Source organism: Kribbella antibiotica (genome assembly GCF_004349055.1).
GTDB classification, from domain to species: Bacteria; Actinomycetota; Actinomycetes; order Propionibacteriales; family Kribbellaceae; genus Kribbella; species Kribbella antibiotica.
The window spans coordinates 17,690-44,593 of sequence record NZ_SMKX01000041.1 but is presented as its reverse complement, the minus strand read 5'-3'; the positions used below and the strand labels follow the sequence as shown (position 1 = coordinate 44,593).

Annotated in this window: 26 protein-coding genes; 14 read left to right on the top strand and 12 right to left on the bottom strand. The window is 67.4% G+C overall.

The genetic code is table 11. From position 1 onward, the window contains the following. Positions 1 to 29: 29 nt before the first annotated feature. From E1263_RS16715 to E1263_RS16705, 3 genes are read left to right on the top strand one after another with little or no spacing between them, the layout of a single operon-like run. Positions 30 to 1,577, top strand: a complete 1,548-nt coding sequence (locus tag E1263_RS16715; protein ID WP_132168302.1) for an FAD-binding oxidoreductase — start codon at positions 30 to 32, stop codon at positions 1,575 to 1,577. 22 nt (positions 1,578 to 1,599) lie between these two features. Continuing rightward, entirely contained in the window at positions 1,600 to 2,319 is a 720-nt protein-coding gene (locus E1263_RS16710) for an SDR family NAD(P)-dependent oxidoreductase (protein ID WP_132168300.1), read from the top strand. Then, a complete protein-coding gene (locus E1263_RS16705) occupies positions 2,316 to 3,347 on the top strand; it encodes an S-adenosylmethionine:tRNA ribosyltransferase-isomerase (RefSeq protein WP_132168298.1) in 1,032 nt (343 codons plus the stop codon). Before E1263_RS16710 ends, E1263_RS16705 begins: the two co-directional genes overlap by 4 nt. 174 nt (positions 3,348 to 3,521) lie before the next feature. Here the strand turns inward: E1263_RS16705 and E1263_RS16700 are convergent, their stop codons facing one another. Both E1263_RS16700 and E1263_RS16695 read right to left on the bottom strand, forming a co-directional pair. Then, positions 3,522 to 4,445, bottom strand: a complete 924-nt coding sequence (locus E1263_RS16700) for an aldo/keto reductase (protein WP_132168296.1) — start codon at positions 4,443 to 4,445, stop codon at positions 3,522 to 3,524. Beyond that, complete coding sequence (locus E1263_RS16695; RefSeq protein ID WP_238161285.1) at positions 4,445 to 5,041, bottom strand: TetR/AcrR family transcriptional regulator; 597 nt, start codon at positions 5,039 to 5,041, stop codon at positions 4,445 to 4,447. The genes E1263_RS16700 and E1263_RS16695 overlap by 1 nt, the downstream gene beginning before the upstream one ends. Before the next feature lie 44 nt (positions 5,042 to 5,085). Between E1263_RS16695 and E1263_RS16690 the strand changes: the two genes are divergently transcribed. Next, a complete protein-coding gene (locus E1263_RS16690) occupies positions 5,086 to 5,502 on the top strand; it encodes a PPOX class F420-dependent oxidoreductase (RefSeq protein WP_132168292.1) in 417 nt (138 codons plus the stop codon). Here the strand turns inward: E1263_RS16690 and E1263_RS16685 are convergent. Together E1263_RS16685 and E1263_RS16680 are read right to left on the bottom strand one after the other, a co-directional pair. Next, positions 5,499 to 6,254 carry a rhomboid family intramembrane serine protease gene (locus tag E1263_RS16685; RefSeq protein WP_132168290.1) on the bottom strand — a complete coding sequence of 252 codons (756 nt, stop codon included), beginning with the start codon at positions 6,252 to 6,254 and terminating at the stop codon, positions 5,499 to 5,501. The genes E1263_RS16690 and E1263_RS16685 overlap by 4 nt on opposite strands. Before the next feature lie 63 nt (positions 6,255 to 6,317). Then, positions 6,318 to 6,860 carry a peptidylprolyl isomerase gene (locus tag E1263_RS16680; protein WP_132168288.1) on the bottom strand — a complete coding sequence of 181 codons (543 nt, stop codon included), beginning with the start codon at positions 6,858 to 6,860 and terminating at the stop codon, positions 6,318 to 6,320. A gap of 158 nt (positions 6,861 to 7,018) precedes the next feature. Between E1263_RS16680 and E1263_RS16675 the strand changes: the two genes are divergently transcribed. After that, positions 7,019 to 7,747, top strand: coding sequence for a DUF5324 family protein (locus E1263_RS16675; RefSeq protein ID WP_132168286.1), 729 nt, complete (start codon positions 7,019 to 7,021; stop codon positions 7,745 to 7,747). Between the two features lie 69 nt (positions 7,748 to 7,816). Here the strand turns inward: E1263_RS16675 and E1263_RS16670 are convergent, their stop codons facing one another. Both E1263_RS16670 and E1263_RS16665 read right to left on the bottom strand, forming a co-directional pair. After that, positions 7,817 to 8,146 (bottom strand): hypothetical protein, encoded by a 330-nt coding sequence (locus tag E1263_RS16670; RefSeq protein ID WP_132168284.1) that lies wholly within the window; start codon positions 8,144 to 8,146, stop codon positions 7,817 to 7,819. 176 nt (positions 8,147 to 8,322) lie between these two features. Next, positions 8,323 to 8,799, bottom strand: a complete 477-nt coding sequence (locus tag E1263_RS16665; protein ID WP_132168282.1) for a methylated-DNA--[protein]-cysteine S-methyltransferase — start codon at positions 8,797 to 8,799, stop codon at positions 8,323 to 8,325. 60 nt (positions 8,800 to 8,859) lie between these two features. Between E1263_RS16665 and E1263_RS16660 the strand changes: the two genes are divergently transcribed. The 3 genes from E1263_RS16660 to E1263_RS16650 all read left to right on the top strand — a co-directional run bounded on the left by E1263_RS16660 (position 8,860) and on the right by E1263_RS16650 (position 12,558). Further along, positions 8,860 to 9,585, top strand: a complete 726-nt coding sequence (locus E1263_RS16660; RefSeq protein WP_132168280.1) for a DUF4328 domain-containing protein — start codon at positions 8,860 to 8,862, stop codon at positions 9,583 to 9,585. A gap of 238 nt (positions 9,586 to 9,823) precedes the next feature. Next, the gene (locus E1263_RS16655; protein WP_238161284.1) at positions 9,824 to 11,794 is read left to right on the top strand and encodes a DUF4328 domain-containing protein; all 1,971 of its coding nucleotides are present in this window, start codon (positions 9,824 to 9,826) and stop codon (positions 11,792 to 11,794) included. 44 nt (positions 11,795 to 11,838) lie between these two features. Beyond that, a complete protein-coding gene (locus E1263_RS16650; RefSeq protein WP_238161283.1) occupies positions 11,839 to 12,558 on the top strand; it encodes a sugar phosphate isomerase/epimerase family protein in 720 nt (239 codons plus the stop codon). On the opposite strand, the gene E1263_RS16645 is transcribed toward E1263_RS16650, so the two are convergent. Further along, entirely contained in the window at positions 12,551 to 13,102 is a 552-nt protein-coding gene (locus E1263_RS16645) for a TetR/AcrR family transcriptional regulator (protein ID WP_132168276.1), read from the bottom strand. The two genes, E1263_RS16650 and E1263_RS16645, sit on opposite strands and share 8 nt — an antisense overlap. 78 nt (positions 13,103 to 13,180) lie before the next feature. On the opposite strand from E1263_RS16645, the gene E1263_RS16640 reads away from it, so the two are divergent. Together E1263_RS16640 and E1263_RS16635 are read left to right on the top strand one after the other, a co-directional pair. Continuing rightward, a complete protein-coding gene (locus tag E1263_RS16640) occupies positions 13,181 to 14,329 on the top strand; it encodes an FAD-dependent oxidoreductase (protein WP_132168274.1) in 1,149 nt (382 codons plus the stop codon). Between the two features lie 125 nt (positions 14,330 to 14,454). Further along, positions 14,455 to 16,134, top strand: a complete 1,680-nt coding sequence (locus E1263_RS16635; RefSeq protein ID WP_165956636.1) for a M14 family metallopeptidase — start codon at positions 14,455 to 14,457, stop codon at positions 16,132 to 16,134. On the opposite strand, the gene E1263_RS16630 is transcribed toward E1263_RS16635, so the two are convergent. Next, entirely contained in the window at positions 16,131 to 17,141 is a 1,011-nt protein-coding gene (locus E1263_RS16630) for a LacI family DNA-binding transcriptional regulator (RefSeq protein ID WP_132168270.1), read from the bottom strand. The genes E1263_RS16635 and E1263_RS16630 overlap by 4 nt on opposite strands. 127 nt (positions 17,142 to 17,268) lie before the next feature. On the opposite strand from E1263_RS16630, the gene arfA reads away from it, so the two are divergent. The 3 genes from arfA to E1263_RS16615 are packed head-to-tail and all read left to right on the top strand — an operon-like array spanning position 17,269 to position 21,819. Continuing rightward, positions 17,269 to 18,756, top strand: a complete 1,488-nt coding sequence (gene arfA / locus E1263_RS16625) for an arabinosylfuranosidase ArfA (RefSeq protein ID WP_132168268.1) — start codon at positions 17,269 to 17,271, stop codon at positions 18,754 to 18,756. A 14-nt stretch (positions 18,757 to 18,770) separates the two neighbouring features. Continuing rightward, positions 18,771 to 20,978 (top strand): family 43 glycosylhydrolase, encoded by a 2,208-nt coding sequence (locus E1263_RS16620; RefSeq protein ID WP_238161282.1) that lies wholly within the window; start codon positions 18,771 to 18,773, stop codon positions 20,976 to 20,978. Between the two features lies 1 nt (position 20,979). Beyond that, a complete protein-coding gene (locus E1263_RS16615; RefSeq protein WP_132168264.1) occupies positions 20,980 to 21,819 on the top strand; it encodes a glycoside hydrolase family 43 protein in 840 nt (279 codons plus the stop codon). A 124-nt stretch (positions 21,820 to 21,943) separates the two neighbouring features. Here E1263_RS16615 and E1263_RS16610 read toward each other — a convergent pair whose 3' ends face one another. Beyond that, entirely contained in the window at positions 21,944 to 22,909 is a 966-nt protein-coding gene (locus tag E1263_RS16610) for a hypothetical protein (protein ID WP_132168262.1), read from the bottom strand. Positions 22,910 to 22,942: 33 nt separating this feature from the next. Then, positions 22,943 to 24,322, bottom strand: a complete 1,380-nt coding sequence (pdxR, locus tag E1263_RS16605; protein WP_132168260.1) for a MocR-like pyridoxine biosynthesis transcription factor PdxR — start codon at positions 24,320 to 24,322, stop codon at positions 22,943 to 22,945. Between the two features lie 69 nt (positions 24,323 to 24,391). On the opposite strand from pdxR, the gene E1263_RS16600 reads away from it, so the two are divergent. Then, positions 24,392 to 25,072, top strand: coding sequence for a pyridoxamine 5'-phosphate oxidase family protein (locus tag E1263_RS16600; protein ID WP_132168258.1), 681 nt, complete (start codon positions 24,392 to 24,394; stop codon positions 25,070 to 25,072). On the opposite strand, the gene E1263_RS16595 is transcribed toward E1263_RS16600, so the two are convergent. Beyond that, entirely contained in the window at positions 25,069 to 25,857 is a 789-nt protein-coding gene (locus E1263_RS16595) for an ABC transporter permease (protein ID WP_132168256.1), read from the bottom strand. The two genes, E1263_RS16600 and E1263_RS16595, sit on opposite strands and share 4 nt — an antisense overlap. Further along, a complete protein-coding gene (locus E1263_RS16590) occupies positions 25,857 to 26,792 on the bottom strand; it encodes an ATP-binding cassette domain-containing protein (RefSeq protein ID WP_132168254.1) in 936 nt (311 codons plus the stop codon). Before E1263_RS16590 ends, E1263_RS16595 begins: the two co-directional genes overlap by 1 nt. Between the last annotated feature and the right edge of the window lie 112 nt (positions 26,793 to 26,904).

Sequence of the window (26,904 nt, the reverse complement as noted above, 5' to 3'; positions counted from 1 at the left end):
CCCGCCGACCGACTGATGGGGAGACTGCCGTGACTGAGTCCGACTTGCCGGTGGTGCAACTCACTCCGGGCCGCTGGGGTGATCCCGAGGTCTCTGTCGAAGTGCCGGCCCCCGCGCTGGCCGCACTGCACCACCTCGGCGTACGGCGACCTGCCACTGGCCCGGTCGATCCGGTGGACCGCCCGGGGCTGTCGGCTGAGCAGGTGCGTCTGCTGACCGCCGTGGTCGGTGCCGAGCACGTGGCGACTGAGCTCTCAGACCGGTGGGCTCACACGCGCGGCTATTCCACTCCGGACCTCCTGCGGCACCGCGCTGGCGACACCTCAGACATGCCGGACGCAGTGATCTTCCCGGCCGACCATGACGAGGTCCTGGCGCTGCTGGCAACCTGCGCCGAGCACGATCTCGCAGTGGTGCCCTACTCCGGCGGTACGTCGGTAGTCGGCGGACTGGCCGCTTCGCGGCGATTCGTCACCGTGGACCTGGGCCGGCTCGACCAGCTGATCGAGGTCGACGACATCTCGCGGACCGCGACGCTGCAGGCCGGTGTCCGCGGTCCGGCGGCCGAGGCGCTGCTCGCGAAGCACGGCTATACCCTCGGCCACTTCCCACAGTCCTACGAAGGCGCCAGCATCGGCGGGTACGCCGCCGCTCGGTCCAGCGGTCAGTCGTCCGCCGGCTACGGCCGTTTCGACCAGATGGTTGTCGGGGTGACGCTGGCGACCCCGCGTGGCACGGTTGAGCTCGGCCGCGCTCCCATGTCGGCAGCCGGACCGGATCTGCGCCAGCTCGTGCTCGGGTCCGAAGGCGCGTTCGGCATCATCACCTCGGTCGTGGTGCGAGTTCGGCCGCGGCCGACTGAGCGGCACTTCGAGGGCTGGCGCTTCGACACCTTCGAGGCCGGGCTGACCGCCGTACGGGGGCTTGCGCAGGACGGGCCGTTGCCGACCGTGCTCCGGTTGTCGGACGAGGCCGAGACTGCGGTCAACAATCCGGACGGGCCTGGCGGCGCTCTGGCGATTATCGGTTTCGATGGTCCGTACAAGCAGGCGACCGCTGACGTGCTCACCGCGGCAGGTGGTCAGAACCTTGGCGCGGAGGCCGGCGAGGCATGGCGGGTTGGGCGGTACAAAGCGCCGTACCTGCGGGATCCGTTGCTTGATGAAGGCGCACTGGTTGAGACGCTCGAGACGGCGGCGTTCTGGTCGCGCATCCCGGTGCTGAAGGCCGCTGTGACTGACGCACTGGTGAAGGCGTTGAGTGATCAGGGCACTCCGCCGCTCGTGCTCTGCCATGTGTCGCATGTGTACGAGACCGGCGCCTCGCTGTACTTCACCATCATCTGCGCGCAGAACGATGAGCCGCTCGACCAATGGCACCAGGCGAAACTCGCAGCCAACGCAGCGATCGCCGAGGCCGGCGGGACGATCACCCACCACCACGGTGTCGGCACGGACCACCGCGAGGCGTATGCCGCGGAGATCGGTCCGCTGGCGGTCGAGGTGCTGCAGGCGGTCAAGGGTGTGCTGGATCCGACGGCAGTGCTCAATCCGGGGATCCTCTTGACCTCAAGTTAACTTGAAGTATGAGAGTTCGGGCATGACTCCTGAACCCGCCAACCGTCCTGTTGCTCTCATCACCGGCGCCTCGGCCGGTCTCGGTCTTGCGCTCGCGCATGGTCTGGCCGATCGGGGCTGGGCGCTGGTGATCAATGCCCGCGGTGCCGACGCGCTCAAGGATGCCGCCGACGCACTGGCCGATCGCACCGACGTCGTACCGCTCGCAGGTGACGTGACCGATCCGCAGCACCGCGCTGACCTGGCCGACGCCATCGAGGAGCTCGGCCGTCTCGACCTGCTGATCAACAACGCGAGCTACCTCGGGCCCAGTCCCCTGCAGGCGTTGGGTTCTGCGGACCTCGACGAGCTGCGTCGTGTCTACGAGGTCAACGTGCTCGCACCGCTCGCTCTCACGCAGGCTCTGCTGCCACAGCTCACAGCGGCGACCGGAGTGGTCGTCAATATCAGTTCTGATGCCGCAGTCGAGGCCTACGAAACCTGGGGCGGCTATGGCTCCGCCAAGGCTGCACTCGACCACGCAACCCGAGTCCTGGGGCAAGAGCACCCGGCGCTGGCGGTGTACGCCGTTGACCCAGGTGATCTGCGCACTGCGATGCACCAGGCCGCCTTCCCTGGCGAGGACATCTCGGACCGGCCGGAGCCAGCCACCGTCGTACCGGCGTTTCTGGCGTTGCTGGACCAGCGGCCGGCGAGCGGGCGCTACCGCGCAGCCGAGTTCACGCCGGCGGTGACACCGTGACTGTTCATCCGCACACGAGATTCGTCCTGCCCGATTCACTCAACGCTACGGAGCCTCCGGAGGCCAGAGGGCTGGCGCGGGATCAGGTGAAGCTGCTGGTCGCGGAGGGGTCGACCATCACGCACACCCGCTTCGATCGGATCGGCAACCACCTCCGGCCCGGAGATCTCCTACTGGTCAACACCTCCGGGACGCTGGCCGCCGCAGTGGACGGCACCTGGATCACGGGAGCCGGTGTGGCGCGAGTGGTCGTGCACTTCTCCACTGCGCTCGACGACGGCAACTGGGTGGTCGAACTACGCAACGGCGGCGCACCGATGCTCGGCGGTACGGCGGGTGATCAGGTGGAGTTGCCACGCGGCATCCTGACGCTGCTAGCGCCGTACCAGTCGGAGTCGAACCGGCTGTGGCGAGCCAAGCCGCCCGTGACCGACATGGTGGGCTACCTGCAACGGCACGGGCGCCCGATCACCTATAGCTACGTGAACAAACAGTGGCCGTTGGCGTCGTACCAGACTGTCTTTGCGAGGGATCCGGGCAGCGCGGAGATGCCGAGCGCGGCGCGTCCGTTCAGCTTCGAGCTGGTGAGTCGACTGGCTGCGCAAGGCGTCCTGATCGCGCCGATCACGTTGCACTGTGGTGTCTCCTCGCTGGAGAGCCACGAACCGCCGTTGCCCGAGCGGTACGACGTACCCGAGCACACCGCAGGTTTGGTGAACTGGGTCAAGGGCAACGGCGGTCGCATCGTGGCAGTGGGAACCACTGCGGTCCGGGCGATCGAGTCGGCGGTCGCGGCGGACGGATCAGTCGTCGCTGCGCGCGGCTGGACCGACCTCGTCCTCGGTCCCGATCACCCCGCTGCCGTCGTCGACGGACTCATCACCGGAATGCACGCTCCCGAGGCCTCGCACCTTCTCCTCCTGGAGTCCGTGGCGGGAGGTGGCACCGTGCAGCAGGCCTACGACGCGGCTCTGCATGAGCGGTATCTCTGGCATGAATTCGGGGACAGCTGCTTGATCCTGCGCTGACACGGGCGCCGGTTCGTTACCGGGCCGGGCGCGCTTGTTCACTGCGCGTGGGCTCATCGAACAGTCCTAACCGCCTGGGTCCCCCGTCGGGACGTGCCTCTATAGGACACGCCACACCGGAAGGTGTCACGGTTTTTGATCCAACCGAGCGCTAATTGTGGCCTAGCCCTCAAATCAGACTCGCCGGCCGTCGATGCGGTCGGGGTCGAGCATGGCCTCGGTGATGAAGTCCTGTGGGAAGCCGATCGCGAAGCCGGTGGCGGTCTCCAGCCGTTGTACGGCGTCGGGCGGCAGATCGAGGCTGAGTGCGCCGAGGTTGTCCGTGAGTTGCTCGGGTGAGCTTGCGCCGACGAGTGGATGCACGGCCGGTGAATGGGTTCTGGTCCAGGCGAGGGCGACCTGCGCGGGGGTGGCGCCGAGTTCGGCGGCCACCTCGTGGACAGTGCTGACCACAGCGTCGTCGGCTGCGGGTTTCGTGAGCCGGCCGTGCGCCAGTGGGGCCCAGGCCGCGACGGTCATCCCGAACGCCTCTGCCATCGGCAGCAACTCACGCTCGATGTCACGCTGCAGCAGGCTGTACGGCACCTGCAGGCCCACGAACGGCGACCAGTCCCGCCACTCGGCCAGGGTGTTGCCGCGCGCGACGAGCCAGGCCGGCGCGTCCGAGATCCCGGCGTACAGGATCTTCCCGGCGCGGACGGCGTCATCGAGCGCACGCAACGTCTCCTCGATCGGGGTGTGCCGCTCCCAGTAGTGCACCCAGTAGATGTCGAGGTAGTCGGTGCCGAGCCGCCGCAGACTGGACTCGAGGGCGAGCCGGAGGTTCTTCCGATGGTTGCCGGTGGCATTGACATCGTGCCGGTCCCGCGGCAGCGAGTACTTCGACGCCAGCACGAACTGGTCCCGGCGTTCGGCGAGCACCTCGCCGACGATGTCCTCGCTCGGGCCGTACGCGTCGGCGGTGTCGATCACGTTGCCGCCGGATGCGGCGTACAGGTCGATGATCGGGCGGGCCTGTTCGACCGACGTGAAGCGCATGGCGCCGAGGAACAGTTCGGAGACGCGGAGGCCGGTGCGACCGAACAGCCGGTAGCGCATCAGTTGGCGTAGCCGTGGAGGAAGGCGTGGACGCCGGTGGTGACGGTGTCGGCGAGGTCGGGCATAGGTCCTCCACGGTAGGACGGATTGGATCCGGAGATGAGTAGCGAGAAGTGCAGTGCCGCCCGCAGTGGGTCGTCGATCCGGAGCAGTCCGTCGGCGGCGAGGGCAGCGAACCGGTCGGCGATCGCCCGCCGTACGGCGAGGGGGCCGGCCTCCTGCCAGGCGTCGATGGCGTCCTCGGGGAGGTGACCGGCCTCGGCGTTGATCTGCCGGACCAGGGCCGAGTGCTCGGCGAAGTCGGGGATCGGCGTCCGCCAGGCGATACCGAAGGCGACCAGGTCGGACTCGAGGTCGGTGATCTCGGTCAGGTGGCTCTCGACGATGGCAAGTTGCGCGGCGGCGACCCGGACCGCACTCTCCTGGATGACCACCCGGAACAACTCGGCCTTGTCGCCGAAGTGGTTGTAGAGCGTTCGGGTCGAGACGCCGGCCGCAGCCGCAATGACGTCGATACTCGCCCGCGCATAGCCGTCCCGCGCGAACACGGTCAACGCACCGCTGAGCACGTCCTGCCGCTTGCTGGTTCGGGCCACGGAGCTCCTTGGCGTAAGTGCAACGACCGTTGTACTTTGAGTATATGGCATTCACTGAGGAAGAGCTGAACTATCTGAAGACGCAGCCGCTCGCCCGGCTGGCCACGGTCGGCGCGAACGGGCAACCGGATGTGGTGCCCGTGGGGTTCGAGTACGACGGGAAGTACTTCTACATCGGCGGGGCGATGGAGCCGGCCCGGACGCGCAAGCTGCGCAACGTCGCGGCTGGGCAGCAGCAGGTCGCGTTCGTGATCGACGACCTGGTCTCGGTCGACCCGTGGTCGCCGCGCTTCCTGCGGGTGTACGGGACGGCCGAGGTGATGACCCGGGCGGGGCGGTTCGGTGCGGGCCCGTACTTGCAGATCACGCCGACCACGAGCTGGAGCTGGCATCTCGATGGCCAGGCGCTCGACCACACCGACGAGTTCGGGCCGCGCCGTACGGAGCACGCTGTGGACTAGCGCCGAGCTTTGTCCTGCCGGCGCTTGGTGTCCTGGAGGAACAGCCAGGCGACTGCGGCGCCGGTGACGAAGCCGCCGAGGTGACCTTCCCAGGAGATGTTCGGGAGCAGGAACGAGATCACGGCGGTGACGGCGACGTAGCCGAGGATCCAGGTGACGTCGAGTCCGCGGGCGCGGCTGATCACCAGCAGGGCGCCGACCAGGCCGAGGACCGCGCCGGATGCGCCGAGGGTCGGCGTACCGGGGGCGCTCAGCAGCCAGACTGCGACGCCGCCGCCGAGGGCGGACAGCAGATACAGGATGGTGAAGCGCAGGCGGCCGAGCATCTGCTCCAGTGGCGGACCGATCTGCCACAGCATGAACAGGTTCGAGAAGATGTGGAAGATCTGCACGTGGGTGAAGGCCGACGTGAGCAGGCGCCACGGCTCGGAGTCCACCATGACCGGGTAGAGCACGAGGTCGCTGAGGAGCCTTGGGCTGCCGGTCCGGACCGCGATGAAGACGAGCACGTTGAGCGCCAGCAGGGTGATCGTGATGACCTGCGGGTTACCGCCGCGCTGGACGCCGCCGAGCGACGTACGGGTCTTCGGGATCGACTTCACGCCCTCGTTGAAACAGCTCGGGCACTGGAAGCCGACGGCCGCATTGTTCATACAGTCCGGGCAGATCGGGCGGTCGCAGCGCTGGCACCGCACACCCGCGGGCCGGTTCTGGTGCCGGTAGCAGACAGGGCCGGCATACGGTTCGGTCACGCGGCGGTCCTCCGGGGAACGGGCGACGGGACCGGTCCGCTGACCGGTCCCGCGGGGGGTGGATCAGGCGTTCTTGCGCTCGATGACCACGTGGTTGATCACGATGGGATCGATCGGCCGGTCGGCGGCCGCGGTCTTGACGACCGCAATCTCGTCGATGACCTTGCGCGACGCGTCGTCGGCAACCTCGCCGAAGATCGTGTGCTTGCGGTTCAGGTGCGGCGTCGGCGTCACGGTCACGAAGAACTGCGAGCCGTTGGTGCCCTTGCCGAACTGGATGCCGGCGTTCGCCATCGCCAGCAGGTACGGACGGTCGAACTGGAGCTCGGGGTGGATCTCGTCGTCGAACGAGAAGCCCGGCGTACCGGTCCCGGTCCCGAGCGGGCAGCCGCCCTGGATCATGAAGCCCTTGATGACGCGGTGGAAGCCCAGGCCGTCGTAGAACTTCTCGTGGCTCGGCTGCCCGGTCTGGGCGTCCGTCCACTCCTTGGTGCCTTCGGCCAGGCCGACGAAGTTCTCCACGGTCTTGGGTGCGTGGTTGGGGAACAACCGGATGACGACATCACCCATCGTCGTCTGCAGGGTTGCGTACAGCTCTTCGGCCACGGGAGTCACTTTCCTCGGTAGTTACCTCTGACGCCATCGATCCTGTCACGTCCAGGCAAGAATCAGTGGGACCGGGGGTTTGCCAGGTGGGTACGGCTACGATGCAGATGAGACCGGATTTGTCCAGAGCGGTATCAGTTGCGTCCATGGAGGGCACTGTGGGTTTGAGGAAGTCCAAGGGCCGGATCGAGATCGCCAAGGATCGGGTCCGGCCGTACGCCGAAACGGCGTCGGAGAAGTTCGGCCCGGCCGTGGGCACCGCACGGGAGAAGGTGTCGCCGTACGCCGAGAAGGCTGTCGAGCGTGGCGCGCACCTGGCCCACGTCGCGGTCGAGAAGGCCGGACCGCGCATCGACGACGCATTGTCGAAGGTCGGACCGGCCACCGAGCATGCGGCCGAGAAGGCGCGCGAGCGGTTCAATGACGACGTCCTGCCGAAGGTGACGGCAGCGCTGGCGTCGCTGGCGGCCGTCGCCGAGCCGGTCATCGAGGAGAGCTCGCGTCGAGGCAAGGCCACCAAGGCCGCGCTGCGCGGTGAGATCGAGGTCCCGAAGAAGAGCCACAAGCTCCGTACGGCGGTGCTGTTGCTCGGCTTCGGTGCGCTCGCTGCAGCGGCTGTCAAGAAGCTGCTGACTCCGCCGGAGCCGGCCTGGCAGTCGACGCCGACGAGCGGTCGCGACTACAGCTCTGCTGCAGCCCCGCGCACCCAGAGCTCGAACGCAGAGAGCGCCAACGGTCACACGACGCCGAAGCCGGAGGCTCCGACGACGGAAGCCCCCAAGGCCGAGGCGCCCAAGGCTGACGACGTCAAGGCCGCGTCGAACGGCACGGCCAAGAAGGCCACCACCCCCAGGAAGTCGACCGACACCAAGCCGACCGACTCCTGAGCTAGCACCGCAATCACGAAGGGCCGCTTCCCCGGTGGGGTTGCGGCCCTTCGTGTTGTTCTTTGCCGATCAGACCGGTTGCGGCTCTGGGTCCGTGTGGTCGTCGTGGCCTGCCGCGGCCATCGTGTAGCGGCCGGCGGACAGCAGCTGGCTGGCGTAGCGGTGGGTGATGCACGGGTAGGTGCCGCCGCAGTGGGTGCACAGCGCGTGATTGCGGTGCATCCACGGGACGATGCCGAACCGTTTGCTGCGGGTGATCGGTTCCCGGTCAGGCGCATGGGTCTGCATCGCAGCCCGGGCGGCGTCCTGGATTTCGGGAGCGGACCATTCTTCGGCGCTCTTGTCCATCAGCGCGCTCAGGTCCGGGTGGGGGTGGGTGATCGAGCGGGTCTTGGTCATTTGGGCGTCTTCCCGGGCAGGTGGAGGGCGCGACCATCGATCATTTGCTGAATCGCTTGTTTCTTGGGTGATCGATTGATCGCTGATAGCAACCGTAGTCCTGCTCTGTCCAACGAGGCGCGCCGAATGAGGCTATGTCGGTGTCAGATCTTCGTCAGGTTTCGCTCCGTGTGCAGTCACGACCACAGGGTCTCGAAGCTGACCCGTGCCTCGAGCTCGAGCAGATGCCGTTTGGTCGGGATCCCGCCACCGAAGCCGACCATCTTCCCGCCGGCGCCGACCACCCGGTGACAGGGCACCACGATCGGCAGCGGATTGCGGTTGCAGGCCGTCCCCACGGCTCGGGAGGCACCCACATCCGCCGCCACCATCTTGGCGACATCGCCGTACGTCTGCATCTCGCCGTAGGGGATTTCGGAGAGGTGCGTCCAGACAGCACGCTCAAAGGTTGTCCCGCTGCGCACCGACAGTGGGAGGTCGAACTCCTGCAGCTCACCGGCGAAGTACGCCGTGAGTTGCTCGGCCGTCCTGGTCAGCAGCGGATCGCTCTGCTCCGGATGATCCAGCCGTTGGAAACTGACCCGGCACAGGCCGGTGTCGTCCACGGCGAACGAGAGCTCACCAATCGGTGAATCGATAACTGACCAGCGCATGTCATCCATCTTCGCGGGCGCCACCGACACTTTGTGTGACTCCTGTCCTACATTTGGTCCATGCCGAGCCGGCCGCCGCAACCGCCGCTGGACCGATGGTTCAGTTCTGAGCGGACGATGGGCCTGGCCTCCTCGGTGCTGATCGGTGTCGTCACGATCACCACCTGGGCCACGACGTGGTCGGACTGGTACTCCTATCGGACAGTCGAGCGGTACGGCGACGATCCGGATCGACTGGCCGAGGCGGACCTGTTCTCGGGATCGCTCGGGATCGTCTCGGCGATCGTGCTGTTCGCTGCGGCGGCGGTGTTCATCGTCTGGTTGTGGCGGGTTCGATGGAACGCTGAGATGTTCTGCCGGGGCGAGCATCGGTTCACTCGCGGTTGGGTGCTCGGGAGCTGGATCTGCCCGGTGGTGAACCTCTGGTACCCCAAGCAGGTGATGGACGACATCGTCGCGGCCAGCGACCCGCGGACGCCGCCGCAGACCGAGTCGCTGCGCGAATTGCCGGGGACCCGATTGGTGTGGGCCTGGTGGCTGACCTGGGTGGTCGGCCTGGTCTCGGGCAACATCGTCCAGCGGGGTGTTCTCGGTGGCGCGACCTCGGTCGGTGACCTGCGTACGAACGTGATCCTGTCGACGATCTCGGCGGTCTCCACATCGGCGGCGGCAGTGCTCGCCGTACAGCTGATCGCGCACCTCGACGACCTGCAGACGAACCGTCCCTGGGTGCCTTGGTGGGCGGCGGATCAGGCGCAACGACGGTTCCAACCTCCTGCGCGGTAAACCAAACCGTTACACAGGGTCTGATTCGTCGTTACAAGTGGTGATGGCCGTACGAAAAGAACACGTTAAGTCGATACCCTCCGTGCTGGGACCGGCTCCCTTGGCGTACCTACTTCGTGGTATCAATGTGGCTCGGTCATGCGGGGGCAGGTTCTGGCCGAACCGACTAACAGACGGAGTTCCGGCAACGCGAGGGACGCACGACGTGAGCCACCCGCAACCCACAGTTCTGTCATCTGTGCAGAGCCCAGACGATGAGTGGCAGCCGCACGCAACCGAAGAGTTCCAGCAGGTAGGAACGGTCGGCAAGATTGCGATCGGACTGCTGGGGGCGTCGACTGTCACGCACCTGCTCTCCACCTGGTCCGACTGGAACACGTACTCCGTGGTCCACCGGTACCTGGGCGGCCTGCCGGGTGTCGACGACGCGGATCTCAACCGTGCCGACGCGATCGCGAAGTTCACCGCGATCCCGAACGTCATCATCTCCGTGGCCGCGGCCGTCTTCTTCGTCATCTGGTTGTGGCGCGCCCGGGTCAACTCCGAGGTGTTCTGCCAGGCCGACCACCGCCGCAGCCACGGCTGGGTGCTGGCGAGCTGGTTCGTCCCCGGCCCGAACCTCTGGTATCCCAAGCAGATCGTCGATGACGTCTGGCTGGCCAGCGATCCGAAGACCCCGGTGTACGCCGATGACCTGCGCCGATTCCGGACGCCGAGCCTCACGAACTTCTGGTGGGTCGCCTGGATCGGCGCTCTTGCGTTCGATGTCGTGGTGCGCCGCTTCCTGATGTGGATGGATGCGACGGAAAAGTCGCTGCGCGGGATCGCGCTGGCCGGTACGGCGTCGCTCGTCCTGACCGGAGTGTCCGCGGTCGCCGCGACGCTGATCATCCGCAAGATCACCGCGATGCAGACCGAACGCGAGTGGACCCCGTGGTGGGACCAGCGCGAGCCGAAGCTGACTGCGGTCCCGACCTACGCGAACGACGATACCGACGAGCAGCCGGCGATCGCCGAGCCGATCGCCGCCTCGGCGCAGGCCGGTCTGGCCTCGTCGCCGACCCGGCGCCTCGAGCGTCAGCCGGAGCTGCAGTTCGCCGGTGGTCCCGGAGCAGCCGCAGCGGGCAGCCCCTTCGCCGAGGGATCTCTCCCGCCGGCGAGCAGCCCGTTCGCAGCAGGACCCGGCGGCTTCCCCGGTGATGGTGCAGCCGCCCCCAGCCCGTTCGGTGCGAACGAGCCGGCCGAGGAGGCGCCCAAGTGGAGCCCGTTCGCCCCGGTTGCCGAGCAGCCGGTCGACGCCGGACCCTCCACCGAGCAGTTCGACGCAGTCTCCACCTGGCAGGACGACAACAACACGGCCGAGCAGACGGCGTACCAGCCGCTCAAGCCGTCCTGGGACGAGTTCCTCAGCTCGCCGGCCGAGGAGGACCCGCTGGCCGCGGCGAAGAGCCGCTGGATGAGCGAGCCGGCCCAGACCAGCGTCCAGCCCGACCCGTACGCGTACCAGCCCGAGCAGCAGGCCGACCCCGAGCCGTCGTGGGCGAGCAGCTACTCCGAGCCCTACACGTCGTACGAGACCACCTCTGACTACCTGACCTCGACGGCGTCATCGTCAGTCGAGCCCGCACCCGAGCCTGAGCCCGCGCCCGTTGCGCGCGTAGGCCGCCGGGCCGCTCGGGTCGCGGTCGACAGCCCGTCGGTTGTCGAGCCGGAGTACTACCAGTCCGCGCCGCAGGACGACTACCTGACACCGTCGAAGCCGCTCCCCTCGGTCCCCGAGTACGGGCCGGAGCCGTCGTCGTACGCGTCGGAGACCCCGACCTACGGTTCGGACTACACGACGCCGTCGTACGAGCCGACCAGCTACCCGTCCTACGAGACGCCGGCTGCGGACTACACGTCGTCGTACAGCTCGGAGTACACGAGCGAGACCGGCTACGACGCGGGCCAGTACGGCTACAACTCGGACTACACGGCGACCGCCTACGAGCCGCCGGCTCCGTCGTACGACTCGACGTACACCCCGGCCTCGTACAGCGGCTCGGAGTACACCGAGCCCGCGACGTCGTACGAGCCGACCAGCTACAGCTACGGCAACGAGTCCTACGGACAGCAGCCCGCCGAGGAGTATCCGTCGTACAAGCCGGAGGAGCCCGCTCCCGCCGAGCCGACCGATCCCCGTCCGCACCCGCGTCGTCGGTGGACCTGATCTTGCCGATCGCCTTCTCGACCCTCGGGTGCCATGGCGCACCCTTGGAAGACGTTCTGAAGCTTGCCAAGGGCAACGATGTGAGTGGGCTCGAGCTGCGTGCCGCGCCGGACGAGTTCACCCACACCGGTCTGTCCGCCGCCGAGCGCCGCGAGCTCCGCAGCCGGATCGAGGACGCCGGCCTGGAGATCCTCGCGGTCAGCAGCTACGTGAAACTCTGCGCCGTCGAGGAGCAGCCGCTCGAGGCGCACCTCGAGCTCGCCGCCGACCTCGGCGCCCGTGGCGTCCGCGTCTTCCCCGGCGACGACCCCGGTACGACGGACGCCCCGACCGCCGGCGAATTCCGCGCCCTCGACCGCATCGCGACGGCTCCCAAGGAGTCGCGCATCCTGCTCGAGACCCACGACTCGCATTCGGCCGGCCAGAAGATGGCCGCCCTGCTGACTCTGATCGACTCGAATGTCGCCGGCCACAACGTGCAGGTGATCTGGGACAGCGCGCACACCTGGTCGCACGGCGAGACGCCGGCCGAGGCGTTCGCGCTGCTGCAGCCGTGGCTGGAGTTCGTCCAGATCAAGCAGAGCGACTCGGCGCAGAACTACCGGCCGGTGGCGATCGAGGACGGCGACTTCCCGATCCAGGACCTGCTGGCCGCTCTCGCCGGCACCGACTACCCGCTCTCGCTCGAGTGGGAAACCAAGTGGCACCCGCACCTCCCGTCGCTCGCGGAGACACTCCCCGCCGTACGGGCCTGGCTCAGCTGAGCGGCTCGGTCAGGTAGCGCGTGATCGTCGGCGCGAGGAAGGCGACAGCCTGATCGGCCGACAGCGCGGTCACTGGTGGGAACTGCAGGATGTAGCGGCATAACGCGAAGCCGAGTGCCTGCGTCGCGACCAGACCTGCACGTAGCGCGGGCTGATCGACGGCGAGCCGTGCCAGTGTCGGTGCGAGCTGGCTGGCGAAGATCTGCCGCATCCGCTCGGCCGCACTCTCGTTGGTCGCCGCCGTCCGCAGCAGCACCCGGAAGGTGTCTTCCTCCTCCCACCGCGTGACCAGATGCCGAACCAGCCTCGCCCCGACCTCATCAGCCGGTACGTCGCTCAGGTCGGGGATCCGGATGTCGAACTCGGCCGCCTCGGCGAACAGCTTCTCCTTGCTGCCGAAATACCGGATCACCATCGCCGGGTCGATCGCCGCATCGGCCGCGATCGCTCGCACCGTGGCGCGCTCGTACCCATCTGCACCGAACCGCTCCCGCGCCGCCGTCAGGATCGCGGCTCGGGTCCGTTCGGACTTCCGTTCTGCCATGGTCGCAGCATATGCCAACGGCTGTTGACTTTCGTGCTACCTTTAAAATCAACAAGCGTTGACAAATGGGAGGCGACGATGAAGGTCGATGTCGTGGTGGTGGGCGCCGGACCGGTCGGGCTCGCGGCGGGGGCCGCGCTCCGGCAGCACGGACGCAGCGTGGTGGTCGTCGACAAGCAGGCCGCCGGGGCGAACACCTCGCGCGCTGCCGTCGTCCACGCTCGGACCCTGGAGATGCTGGAGCAGCTCGGCGTCAGCAAGCGGCTGATCGAGCTGGGCCTACCGCTTCAGGACTTCTCGATCCGCGAGGGCGACCGGATGCTCGTGCCGGTCAGCATGCGGGAGTTGCCGTCCGACTATCAGTTCACGCTGATGATCCCGCAGCCCGTCACCGAGCAGGTGCTGCTGGATCGGCTGATCGAGCTCGGTGGTGAGGTGCTGCGTCCGCGGAGCGCGGTCGCGCTGACCCAGGACGCCGAAGGTGCTCGCGTCACGCTCGACTCCGGCGAGGTGATCGACGCGCAGTACGTCGTCGCCGCCGACGGCATGCACAGCACGATCCGCGAGCTGGCGGGGATCACGATGCCTGGTGACACCCTCTCGCTGTCCTGCAGTCTGGTGGACGTCCGCGTCGACGGTGGTCTACGAGCCGACGAGGTCGCCCTGTACTTCGGTACGGCGGGCCTGCTGGTGGTCGCGCCGTTCCGCGACGGCTCGTTCCGCCTGGTCGCCGAGGTGGGCGATGCGCCGGAGCACCCGGATCTCGCCTATGCCCAGCAACTGCTCACCGAACGCGGTCCGCGCGCGGGCGCCCCGAAGGTCACCGAGGTCGTCTGGGGCTCCCGCTTCCGCATCCACGAGCAGGTGGCCGACACCTTCCGCACCGGTCGCGTCCTGCTCGCCGGCGACGCCGCTCACACCCACAGCCCAGCCGGCGGCCAAGGCATGAACCTCGGCCTCCGCGACGCCATCGCCCTAGCCAACGCACTCGCCACTGCACTCAACACGGCAGACGAGTCCGAGCTCGACCGGTACGCCGTACAGGCTCGTGCGGAGGCAGTCCGCGTGATCGCGCTCGCGGGTCGGTTGACGCGGCTGGCGAATGTTCCGCGACCGGTGCGGCCGATCCGGAACGCGGTGCTGGGGCTGGTGGCCGGCTCGCACCGAGCGACTCGCGGTCTGGCTGAGCAGTTGGCCGGGCTGACCGAGGCGACCCGAGCACGCTGAGCGCGGGGACAGACGAACCGGCGGCGAAGGTTAGCCCTCGCCGCGCGGGGAATCGCTTCCGCGGGAGGGGTGCTACCTCTACGCTCCAGTTACCGCATGCAATGCCTCAACTACTGGAGGTCATCGTGTTCCGTCCCGCCCGATGGACTCGACTCGTTCCCCTCGCCCTGGCGGCCGTTCTTGCCGTCGGTGCCGGGAGCCAACTGCCTGCCGCCGTGCAGGCGTCGGCACCACCGGACCGCAAGTCCGTGGCTGAGCAGAACGACGAGCTGATTCAACTGCTCCGGGTGAATACCCCGACGCAGCCTGACCGTAAGCGCCTGACCAGCCTCGACCTCGATCTGGCCGAGTCGGCCGGACCGACGTACACCGATGTTGTTGCCTATGGCAAGAGTGATCTCCGGCTGCTGACACTGGCCGGATTCACCTGGTCGGTGCTCGAGGACGACCTCGAAGGGGCCGACCGGCAGCGTGAGAAGGACGACGCCGCCTACGCGAAGGCGGTCCGGAACAAGTCGATCCTGGCCACCTTGCCGAGCGGCCGGACGTCGTACCGGCAACTGGCCGACTTCAACAACGACCTGGCGAGCCTTGCGCAGCAGTACCCGACCAAGGCGAAGCTGATCACCCTCAAGGAGAAGTCGCTGGAGGGCCGGAGCGTCCAGGGGCTGGAGATCTCGCACAACGTCGGGGTCAGCAGCGGTAAGCCGGTGTTCCTGTCGATGGGTCTGCACCACGCGCGGGAGTGGCCGTCGGGTGAGCTGACCATCGAGTTCGCCTATGACCTGTTGAAGAACGACGGGGTCGACACCCGGATCACGAACATCCTGGAGAAGTCCAAGGTGATCGTCGTACCGGTGGTGAACCCGGACGGCTTCAACCTGAGCCGGACGCTCGGCTACGAGATGAAGCGGAAGAACTGCCGGATCACGAACGGGCAGATCCCGACCGCCGGGCAGTGCGCGCAGTCGTCGAACCAGTCCCGCGGTGTCGACCCGAACCGGAACTACTCCGGCTTCTGGGGTGGCCCGGGAGCGTCGACGAGCACGACCTCGGAGACCTACCGCGGCCCGGGTGCGTTCAGCGAACCGGAGACCCGCAACATCCAGGCGCTGGTCTCCGCACACCAGGTGACCACGCTGATCACCAACCACACGTACTCCAACCTGGTCCTGCGTGAGCCGGGCTATGCCGCGGCTGCGAACACTCCGGACGAGACGGTCTACAAGTCGCTCGGCGACCAGATGGCTGCGCAGAACGGCTACACCAGCCAGAAGGCGTACCAGCTGTACGACACCACCGGCACGACCGAGGACTGGTCGTACTACGCAACCGGCGGGCTCGGGTTCACCTTCGAGCACGGTGCGAGCAGCTTCCACCCGGCGTTCTCGAACATCCCGAACTACTACTTCGGATCCGGAAGTACGGCGGGCAAGGGCAACCGTGAGGCGTATCTGATCGCGGCCGAGTCCACCATCAACCCGGCACGGCACTCGGTTGTCACCGGGACCGGCCCGGCCGGCGCCGTACTGCGGTTGAAGAAGTCGTTCACCACCAAGACGTGGAACGGCACGCTGCTGCCCGACGTCCTGGAGACCACGATGACGGTGCCCGCAGGTGGGACCTACACGTGGCACACCAACCAGTCCACGCGTCCGATCACCATCCAGAACGGTGGCGGTACGGAGTCGTGGACGCTGACCTGTGAGCGTCCGACCGGTCAGGTCCTCGAGACCCGCTCGGTTACCGTCGCTCGCGGCGGCAGTGTCACTGCCAACCTGACGGCCTGCTCAACAGCCTTCTAGCCGGCAGTCGACTCGCGGATTTCCAGTGTGTAAGGGACGGTGAGGGTGCGACGAGCATCCTCACCGCTCCCGGCGATCCGCTCGAGCAGCAGCGCGACCGTCTGGTCGGCCAGCCACTCCTTGTCGGGCGAGATCGTGGTCAGCGACGGCGAGTGATAGCGACCGTCCTCGATATCGTCGAAGCCGACGACGGCCACATCGTCCGGCACCGACAGCCCCGCATCGTTCAGCGTGCGCAATGCGCCCAGCGCGAGCAGGTCGTTGAAGCAGAACACCGCATCCGGAGGCTCAGGCAACTCCAGTAGCGCGCGCATCGAGGCCGCGCCATCCAGCCGGTGATAACCAGTCCCGGCCAGTTCCAGCGCCGGATCGTGCGGCAGCCCGGCCGCCTTCAACGCCTTCCGATACCCACGACGCCGTACGGCGCCTGTGCCCGAGGCACCGCCGCCGCCGACACCGATGGCCGCGATCCGCCGGCGGCCGAGTGAGATCAGATGTGTGGTGGCGTCGTACGCCGCTTGGACCGAATCGACGGCGACGTGGTCGAACGTTCCGCCGGCCGTCCGCTCGCCGAGCAGGATCAGCGGCTTCCCGCTGCTCACCGCGGCACCGATCTTGGCCGGCGTACTGGTGATCGGGGAGAAGACGATGCCGTCGATCAGTTGGCCGCGCATCCCGTCCAGGACCATTTGCTCGGCGGCCGGCTCACCCTCGGTCTGCTCGATCAGCACGGTGATCCCGCGCCGCTTGGCGGCGCGCGAGAACGCGGCGCCGAGCTCGGCGAAGTACGGCGAGGCCATCTCCGGGATCGCCAGCGCGATGAAGTCGGAGCGGCCCTTGCGCAGCGATCGGGCGCTCACGTTCGGCCGGTAGTCCAGGTCGGCGATCGCGGCCTCGACCTTGGCCCGGGTATGCGCGGTGATGTGCGGGTAGTCGTTGATGACGTTGGACACCGTCTTCACCGACACCCCGGCGCGTGCCGCCACATCGCTCAGCCTGGTCGCCATCCGTACCTCCGTGCTCGGCTTGATGCCCGAGTGTGCCACGCTCGCGAACCACGAACCCTTTACCGCGGATGTCAATCGTTGTAAGAATCCACGGTAAACGTTGTAATGCTCGACAAGTGGAGGTTCGATGCCCCGGCTGGTGGTGGATCCGGCGTTCGTCGTCGGCGCGGTGGACCGGCGGTTGTTCGGGTCGTTCGTCGAACACATGGGCCGCTGTGTGTACACCGGGATCTACGAGCCCGGGCATCCGACCGCCGATCCGGACGGTTTCCGCGGTGACGTGCTCGACCTGGTCCGCGAGCTCGGGGTGACCGCGGTCCGCTATCCCGGCGGCAACTTCGTCTCCAACTACGACTGGGAGGACGGCGTCGGGCCGAAGGACCAGCGGCCGCGCAAGCTGGACCTGGCCTGGCGGGCGATCGAGCCGAACCAGTTCGGCACCGACGAGTTCATGGCCTGGTCCACCAAGGCGGGCGTCGAGCCGGTCTGGGCGGTCAACCTCGGGACGCGCGGGATCAAGGAAGCTGTCGAGCTGCTGTCGTACACGAACCTCCCGGGCGGAACCGAGCTCCCCGACCGCCGCGTCGCGAACGGCCAGGAAGCGCCGTACGGGATCAAGGTGTGGTGCTTGGGCAACGAGATGGACGGGCCCTGGCAGATCGGGCACAAGACTGCCGAGGAGTACGCGCGGCTGGCCGAAGAGACCGCGAATGCGATGCGTCGGGTCGATCCCGACATCGAGCTGGTCGCCTGCGGCTCCAGCAACTCACGCATGCCGACGTTCGGCGAATGGGAGCGCGTGGTTCTCGAGCGCACCTACGACCTTGTTGACCACATCAGCCTGCACGCGTACTACGAACCTCACGACGGCGACCACGCGAGTTTCCTGGCTGCGGCCGAGGACATGGATCGGATGATCTCGTCGGTGATCGCGACGACCGACCACGTGAAGGCGCTCAAGCGGAGCACGAAGGAGATCACGCTCTCCTTCGACGAGTGGAACGTCTGGCGGCAACAGGACTTCCCGGGCGAGCTCGGCCTCGGTATCCGTGAGGTCAGCCCGCTGATCGAGGACACCTACACGGTCGACGACGCGGTGGTCGTCGGCAGCCTGCTGATCACGCTGCTCCGGCACGCGGACCGGGTGAAGATCGCTTGCCTCGCGCAACTGGTCAACGTGATCGGCCCGATCAAGACCGAGCCGGGCGGTCGCGCCTGGCGGCAGTCGATCTTCCATCCCTTCGCGCTCACTGCCCAGTACGCCGGTCCGACCGTGCTGCAGACCGCGATCAGCGACGGTCCTTCGGTTGACACGGCCGCGTTCGGGCGCGTGCCTGCGTTGTGGAGCACCGCGACGTACGACGAGAAGACCGGCGAGATCGCGATCTTCGTGGTGAACCGGAGCGAGACCGACAAGCTCGACCTGGAGATCCCGGTCGGCGGCCTGCGGGTCGCGCAGCACCTTGCCTTGTACGACGACGACCGCGTGGCCGTGAACACGGCCGACGACCCGGACCGGGTGGTACCCCGGGTGATCGAGGGGACCGAGATCGTCGACGGCGTCTGCACCGCCACGCTGCCGCCGGCGTCGTGGCATCTGATCCGACTGACCTAAGAGGGGAACCGCCCGTGAAACTCTTGGCCGCAGCTCTTGCCGTTGTCGCGGTGACCGCCGGTACGACGGCCGCCACCGCCGCACCTCCAGCAGTGACGACCACCAACGCGATCTCGTCGAGTTTCGCGGACACGTTCGCCGACCCGTCGATCATCCAGGGCCGCGACGGCTACTGGTACGCCTACGCCACCTCGGACCCGCTGGTCGCGAACGGCCCGTTCGGCCTGATGCACATGGCGCGGACCAAGGACTTCAGCTCCTGGGAGTACCTGGGCACGGTCTTCAACGAGCAGACCAAGCCGAAGTGGGCCGCGCCGGGTTCGTTCTTCTGGGCACCGGACATTCGCTTCTTCGACGGTCAGTACGTCATGTACTTCACCGTCACGGACACGCTCGCCAACCCTGGTAGCGACTTCGCGATCGGCGCTGCGACCGCGCCGACTCCCACCGGGCCGTGGACCGTTTCAGATGGACCGGTGGTCACACCGAAGTCCGACGGGAACGGCGGCTGGTACAACACGATCGACCCGGCGCTGCTGACTGCGGCCGACGGCAAGCGGTACATGTACTACGGCGGTTTCTACGGCGGCATCTCGGTCACCGAGCTGACCCCGGATGGCCTGCACGCGGTCGGCGAACCGACTCAGGTGACGATCGGCGACCGCTACGAAGGCTCGTACGTCGTCTACCGCGACGGCTATTACTACCTGATGGCCTCGTCGCAGAACTGCTGCGCCGGCCCGACCACCGGCTACTCGGTCTTCGCCGGCCGCTCGAAGTCGCCAAAGGGTCCGTTCCTGGACGCCGACGGAGTCTCGATGACCGAGTCGAGGGTTGGCGGTACGACGGTCATCACGCAGAACGGCAACAAGTGGATCGGCCCCGGTCACCACGCGTTCATGACGGACGCGGCCGGTCAGGACCACATCGTCTATCACGCGATCGACCGCAACGCGGCCTGGTTGACCGACCCGTTCGGCATCAACCGGCGGCCGATGCTGATCGACCGCATCGACTGGATCGACGGCTGGCCGCGGACCCGCGCCGGTGCTGGTCCGTCGGAGGGTCCGGTGCCGGCTCCGGTCACCGGCTCTGGTCTTGGGATCAACGCGACTGACCCGGCTGGTGGGCTGGTCGGGGCTTCCAGGCGCCCTGGTGACGCGCTGGGTGGTCCGACTGCCTCGATCTCCGGCGCAGCGCAGACGCGGAAGTCGGCTCCGGGTGGCTCGCTCCGGGTCGAGGCTGATGTCCGGCTGGGGTCGTCGTTCACCACGGTGCTTGGTGGTCATCAGGTCTCGGCCACGGTTGCGCACGGCAAAGTGACGGTGGTGGCAGGGCGTCGTACGGCGTCTGCTGCGTTGCCGGCGGACTTCGACCGGTCGCAGTGGAACAAGCTGATCGTCCAGGTGACGGGTTCCACGGTGAGCGCGCGGGTGAATGACGCGGGGCTGGGCGATGTGTACGCCGAGGCCGTGGTCGCCGTACCGGGGTTGAAGCTGAATGCCGCGCCGGTGCGGTGGATCGGGTCGGCGGAGGCCGACAACCTGACGGTGCGGCCGGTGGCAACGCCGGTACGACGGATGGCCGCCGTACCGAAGCTTGGAAAGCTGCTCTTGGGTGACGACTTCGGTGGTCCGCTCGGCGCTGCCTGGTCCTGGGTGCGGGAGGACGACAAGGCAGTAGTTGCTGACGGCAAGTTATCGTGGCCGTTGGAGAACGCGGATCTGGTGGGTGGCGGCAATAACGCCGGACTGCTGTTCCACAACGCGCCTGCGGGCGACAGCTGGATTGCGGAGACGAAGCTGCATCTCGACACGGGGTCGGGCGATATCCGCAACTACCAGCAGGCCGGGATGATCGCTTATCTGAACGACAGCGACTTCGCGCGACTCGGGAACGTGGCGATCTGGAAGACGCGACAGATCGAGTACGGGCGTGAGTTGGTGGCGCGCGCATCGGATGGCGCGACCAGTTATGGCGGGGCCGCGATCGGTCGGTCGGCGCCGACGCAGTGGATGCGGTTGGCCTATCACAAGAACGCGGCTGGTGAGCACGTCTACCAGGCGGGGACGAGTGTGGACGGGAAGAACTGGACGTGGGGTGCGTCGTGGGTCCTGTCGGCCCCAGCGAAGCTCGGTCTCTTTGCGCACGGTGAGTTCACCGGCGCGAACCCGGCTCCGGTCGCAACCTTCGACTACCTGCGGTTCTACGAGAGCAAGTGACATGGAGGTCTACGCCGGCAACTTCGCCGATCCGTTCGTTGTGGCCGTAGGCAACACGTTCTACGCCTACGCGACGAACGGCCCACTCGGCAACGTGCAAACCCTCAGATCGGTGGACCTGAAGGAGTGGGAGCCCGTCGGCGACGCGCTCCCCACGCTGCCGGCGTGGACCACCCCGGGCCGCGTCTGGGCTCCCGAAGTGGTTGCCCATGGCCCCCATCGCTACCTCATGTACTACACCTCCGCCGATCCGGTCACCGGCCACCAGGCAGTCGGTGTCGCCGAGGCCACCAGCCCCGAAGGTCCATATATCGACAAATCTCTAAGTCCACTGATTAGCCAGGCGGACGAAGGCGGCTCCATTGACGCGTCTCCGTTCGGCAGCTGGCTCTACTGGAAGAACGACGGCAACGCGATCGGCGCCGACACCTGGATCTACGCCCAGCGCCTCTCCGACGACGGCCTAGCCCTCACTGGCCCGTCGTACCGGCTCATCAAACAAGACCTCCCCTGGGAAGGCGCCCTAGTAGAAGCGCCCTACGTCCTAGAACGCAACGGCCTCTTCCACCTCTTCTACTCAGCCAACGCCTTCGACCGAGCCGACTACGCCGTAGGCCACGCGGTAGCCCCCACCCCCACAGGCCCCTTCACCAAATCCGGCGACCCAATCCTCTCCGGCCCCGGCGGCCCCGGCCACAACATGGTCCTGAGCACCCCCGCCGGCGACTACTTCGTCTACCACGCCTGGGACCCCACCCAAGTAGGCACCGACCCCCGAGGCCGCACCATGCACATCACCCAGCTCACCTGGAATGGCGATCGCCCGACCGTTCGCGAGTAGCTCTTTGGGCACCGCCACCAACTTTGAGTACCCACCAACCATTTCAACCGGCTCTGCGTGGTTGGCAGGTACACAAAGATGCGATCCGTGCCCAAAGAGGGGGTAGCTGGAGCTCTCGGTCGGCTTAGTTGCAGTCCCAGCGGACTGCCTGGTGGGTGAAGCCGTCGGTGCCGTAGAGCTGGCGGGTGTTGGTGAGGGCGGCGACGGAGATGCCGGAGGCGCCGCCGGAGTCTTTCTGCTCGAGAGGGCGGAGGCCCTGGGCGGTGAGGGCTACCTCGGTGCCGACCAGTACGTCGCCGCGGTCGTTCAGGGCGGTGGCTTTGCCGCGGGCGATGGGAGTGGGCGGTGTGCCGGCGGCGAGGTTCCAGCTGACGGCTTGACCCGCGTCGGCGCCTACGGCGGTGCCGTTGCGGATTGCTGTCGGCTCGGGGCTGGTATCGGTCTTGGGGAGGACGGTGATGGTGCCGTCGGGGTTCCAGGCGACGGCTTCTTGGGCGCGGATGTTCGCGTTCTGCCAGTCCCAGTCCTGGATGATGCCGACGACTGTGCCGTCGTCGTCGATGTCGTTGGCGATGGCGTGGTTGAAGCCGGTGGGCAGGGTGAGGACTCGGGGCTGGTTGGTGGCGCTCCAGACGACGCCGTGGCCGTTCTCGCCGTTCGCGTCGGTGGCGTAGCCGGCGATCAGGCCGTGCGCGTTGTCGATCGCGGTCACGCCCGCGCCGGCGTACCCGGTGGGTGTGGGGAGTTGCTCGGTGACCCCGTCGCGGTAGCGCAGGTTCGCCGTACTGGTGGTGATCACGATCTGCCCGTCATCACTGGCATCGACCGGCCGCACGAAGTCGCCGGTGATGCCGAGCTGCTTCGGTACGCCGTCATGCCAGCGGACGGCGCTTTGCTGACCATCACTGCGTTCGCCGGAACCGACCACGAAACGCCCGGCCGGTGCGGCTCCGGACGGGCCCAGCCCAGTCAGGCCGGACACAGTGGTGAGTGGGTGCTGCAGGCAGGGAGCCGGAGCCGCGTGAGCGGTCTGGGTCGCCAGCAGGGGAAGGGATAGCGCAAGGATGGCCAGGCCGGCTCGTCGATTCATGGCCCGAGCGTGGCAGTCGGCCGGTCCAGAATGTCAGCCTTTCGAGCCTGCTCGAAGGAGGACCTCGGTCAGGATCTCCAGGGCCCGGTGGAGGTCGTCGGTGGTGGGTGTCGCGTAGCCGATGACGAGGCCGGGTGGCCCCGAGACCGTACGGCGATAGTCGGAGAGCGGACCGACGGCGACACCGGCTTCGCGGGCTGCAGCAGAAACCTCGCGGTCGTCGATGTGGTTGGAGAGCAGCAGCGTGATGTGCAGACCGGCATCCTGACCGATCACGCGGCCGTACGGCGCGAGGACCGAGCACGTGCGGGTACGACGCTCGGCGTACCGGCGGCGGTGTTTGCGGATCGCTTGGTCGAGGTAGCCGTCGCGGAGCATGGCGAGGAGCGCGGCCTGCATGGGCCAGCCTGGCCAGTCGCCGGAGTTGGCGCGGAAGTCGGCGAGTTGAACGACGGTGGCTTCGGAGGCGACCAGCCAGCCGAGGCGGAGCGCCGGGCTGAGTGTCTTCGACAGCGTCCCGAGATGGACGACCCGATCCAGGTCGAGCTGCGCGAGCGCGGGCAGCGGCGCGACGTCGAAGCGGAACTCGCTGTCGTAGTCGTCCTCGATCAGCATTGCCCCGGTACGGCGGGCCCACCGGATCAATTCGTTGCGCCGGGCAACGGGTAGCCGACCGCCGAGCGGATACTGATGCGACGGTGTCACGTACACAGCAGGCAGGTCATCAGTGAGCGCGGACACCTGCAGACCGTCCCGATCCACCGGGATGTCGACGATCTCGAGCCGGTGATCCTGTGCGGCCGCGACCGCGTTCAGATAGCCAGGGTCCTCGATGGCGATCCGGTCCCCCGGCTCCCGAGTCACTCCGAGCAACAGCCGCAGTCCATGCACGGTGCCGTTGGTGACCAGGATGTTCTCCGGCCCACAAGCGATCCCGCGCACCCGGCCGACATGCTCAGCCAGGGCGACGCGCAACGCGGGCAACCCCGCAGCATCGTCGTACCCGCGGGGTGGTGACTGGCTGGAGACCTCCCGCCAGGCGCGGCGCCAGCCTGGATCGGGCGTCGGGTCGATGTACGGGATACCAGGGCGCAGAGTGAGCAATGAGCGTTCAGGCTCGGGAGGAGACGCCGTACGGCGGGGCTCGGCTGGTCGCAGCGGCCCGACATCCGTGATGAATGTGCCCGCCCCGGTGCGACCCTCGATCCAGCCTTCCGCGTGCAACTGGTCGTACGCCGACTGTGCCACCGCTCGCGAAATCGCCAACTGCCGCGCCAGATCCCGAGTCGACGGCAGCCGATGCCCCGCCTGCAACCGACCATCGAGCACCGCAGCTCGAATCTGCTCAGCCAACTGCAGATGCAGCGCCTGCCCAGCAGCACGGTCGATGACAAGCGGGAGCGAACTCTCCACGAATGGACTACCTATTTCGTCGAGGATTGGACCGTGCAAGCATGCCACTTCCCGGCCCACTCTTGAGTTATGACCACGACGCCGCTGCAGCCGACCGCCCGGACCTCATTGCGCCGAGAGAAGCACCGTGCCGCGACTGAGCGCGCGGCCCTGTACGACGTACTGATCGACGGCATGTTCTGTCACCTCGGCGTGGTGGTTGACGGCTCACCACTCGTCCTGCCGACCGCGTACGGCGTGGACCTCGACCGTGGACCCGACGGGACCCTCTATCTGCACGGCTCGGTCGCTGCGCGGAGCGTGGTCGCGGCGCCGGACCAGACGATCTGCGTGACCGTGACCCACGCGGACGGGCTGGTGCTCGCGCGGTCGGCGTTCCATCACTCGGTCAACTACCGCTCGGCGGTCATCTTCGGCGTACCGCGTCTCGTCACCGATCCTGACGAGAAGCTGCACGCCCTGAACCGGATCGTCGATCACCTGGTGCCCGGCCGCTCGACCGGCACGCGGGCGCCGAACCGCAAGGAGCTGGCCAAGACCTCGGTGCTGGCACTCGAACTCACCGAAGCGTCCGTGAAGACCCGCTCCGGTGAGGCGAACGACGAACCCGACGACGTGGACCTCCCGCACTGGACCGGGGTGGTTCCGCTCCGCGTCGTGGCCGACGAGCCGATCACCAACTCCGACTGCGATCTGCTGGTGCCGGCCCACGTCCGCACGCGAGCCAATCAGCTCGGCGCTCCTTCCTAAGCCGCAGTGCCCTTGTTGTAGCTCTTCTGCGCCCAGAAGTAGCCGACGATCGTGATCGCGACACACCACGCGATCGCGAGCCAGCCCGAGCCCGCCGAGGCCGGCGTACCGAGCAGCAGGTGCCGCAGCGAGTCGATGATCGGCGTGAACGGCTGGTATTCGGCGAACCAGCGAATGCCACTCGGCATCGCCTCCAGCGGCAGGAACGTGTTGCTGAGGAACGGCAGGACGAAGCTGATCGGCAGCACGATGTTGCTCGCGCCCTCGGCCGTCTTACTGATCAGGCCGAGCGCGATCGCGAACCAGGTCAGTGCGATCGTGACGAGGATCAGCAACCCGGCGGCCAGCAGCCAGTCCACGACCGAGGCGTTCGGGCGGAATCCGATCAGCACGGCGAAACCGATCACGAACGCCAGGCTGATGACTGTCAGCACCACATTGCCGAGCACATGCCCGGTCAGTACGGCCGGCCGATAGATCGCCATTGTCCGGAATCTCGCCACGATGCCATCGGTCATGTCCACGGCGGCGCCGATTGCGGGTGACATGGTTCCGGAGGCGATCGACATCAGCAGCAGACCCGGCGTCAGGAAGTCGAGGTAGTCGAAGCCGCCGCCGTTGATCCCGGCCGAGAACGTGTCGCCGAAGACGAGACCGAACAGCAGCAACATGATGATCGGCATCCCGACGGCGCCGATCGCGAGCGACGGATAGCGCAAGGAGTGCCGCAGGTTGCGGCGCAGCATGGTGGCCGTGTCGGCCAGGGCGTACGACGTGGTGCTCATCAGCTGGCTACCTTCGAGTCGGAGTGGGTGACGGCGAAGAAGACGTCGTCGAGGTCAGGGGTGTGGACGGTGAGTTCGCTGACCTCGAGCGCGGAGGCCTCGATCTGGGTCAACAGTTCGCGCAGCGCGTTCACGCTGCCGTCGTTCGGCACCTGCAGCGTCAAGGCGTCACCATCGGGCAGCGCGGTCGACAGGGCCTGCCCGGCGCGCGCGAACTCCTCTGGTGAGGTGAACCGCAGCTGGACATGCCCGCCCGGCACGAGCCGCTTCAGCTCCTCCGGCGTCCCCTGCGCAACCAACCGCCCACCATCCAGTACGGCGATCCTGTCGGCCAGCTGATCAGCCTCTTCCAGGTACTGCGTCGTGAGCAGCACTGTCACCCCACCGGCCACGAGCTCCCGGATCATCGTCCACATGCTGTGCCGGCTGCGCGGATCGAGACCGGTGGTCGGCTCATCGAGGAAGATGATCTGCGGGTTGCCGACCAGCGTCATCGCCAGATCGAGGCGGCGCTTCATGCCACCGGAGTACGTCATCGCGAGCTTCCCGCCCGCCTCGACGAGATCGAACTGCTCGAGCAGCCGGTCGGCCCGCTCCCGACCGGTACGGCGGCCGAGGTGGTGCAGGTCGGCCATCATGATCAGGTTCTCGCGACCGGTGAGCAGGCCGTCGACCGCCGAGAACTGGCCGGTGACGCCAATGGCGGCGCGGACCGCGTCAGGATCGGCGTACAGGTCGTGGCCGGCGACGCGGATCTGCCCGGCGTCGGCGGTGATGAGCGTGGAGAGGATCTGGACGGCGGTGGTCTTGCCGGCGCCGTTCGGACCGAGCAGGGCGAAAATGGTGCCTTGGGCAACGGTCAGGTCGATGCCGTCGAGGACGACGTTGTCGCCGTAGGACTTGTGCAGCCCGAGGGCTTCGATCGCTGCAGACATGAGTGGTCCTGTTTCCGGGCAGGCTGCCGCCGCCCTGGGGTGTGTGTGGGTGAAAAAGGGTGTGGGAGATCGGCCGAGCTACCTGAGAGGCATCGGCTTGGGGGTGTGGGGA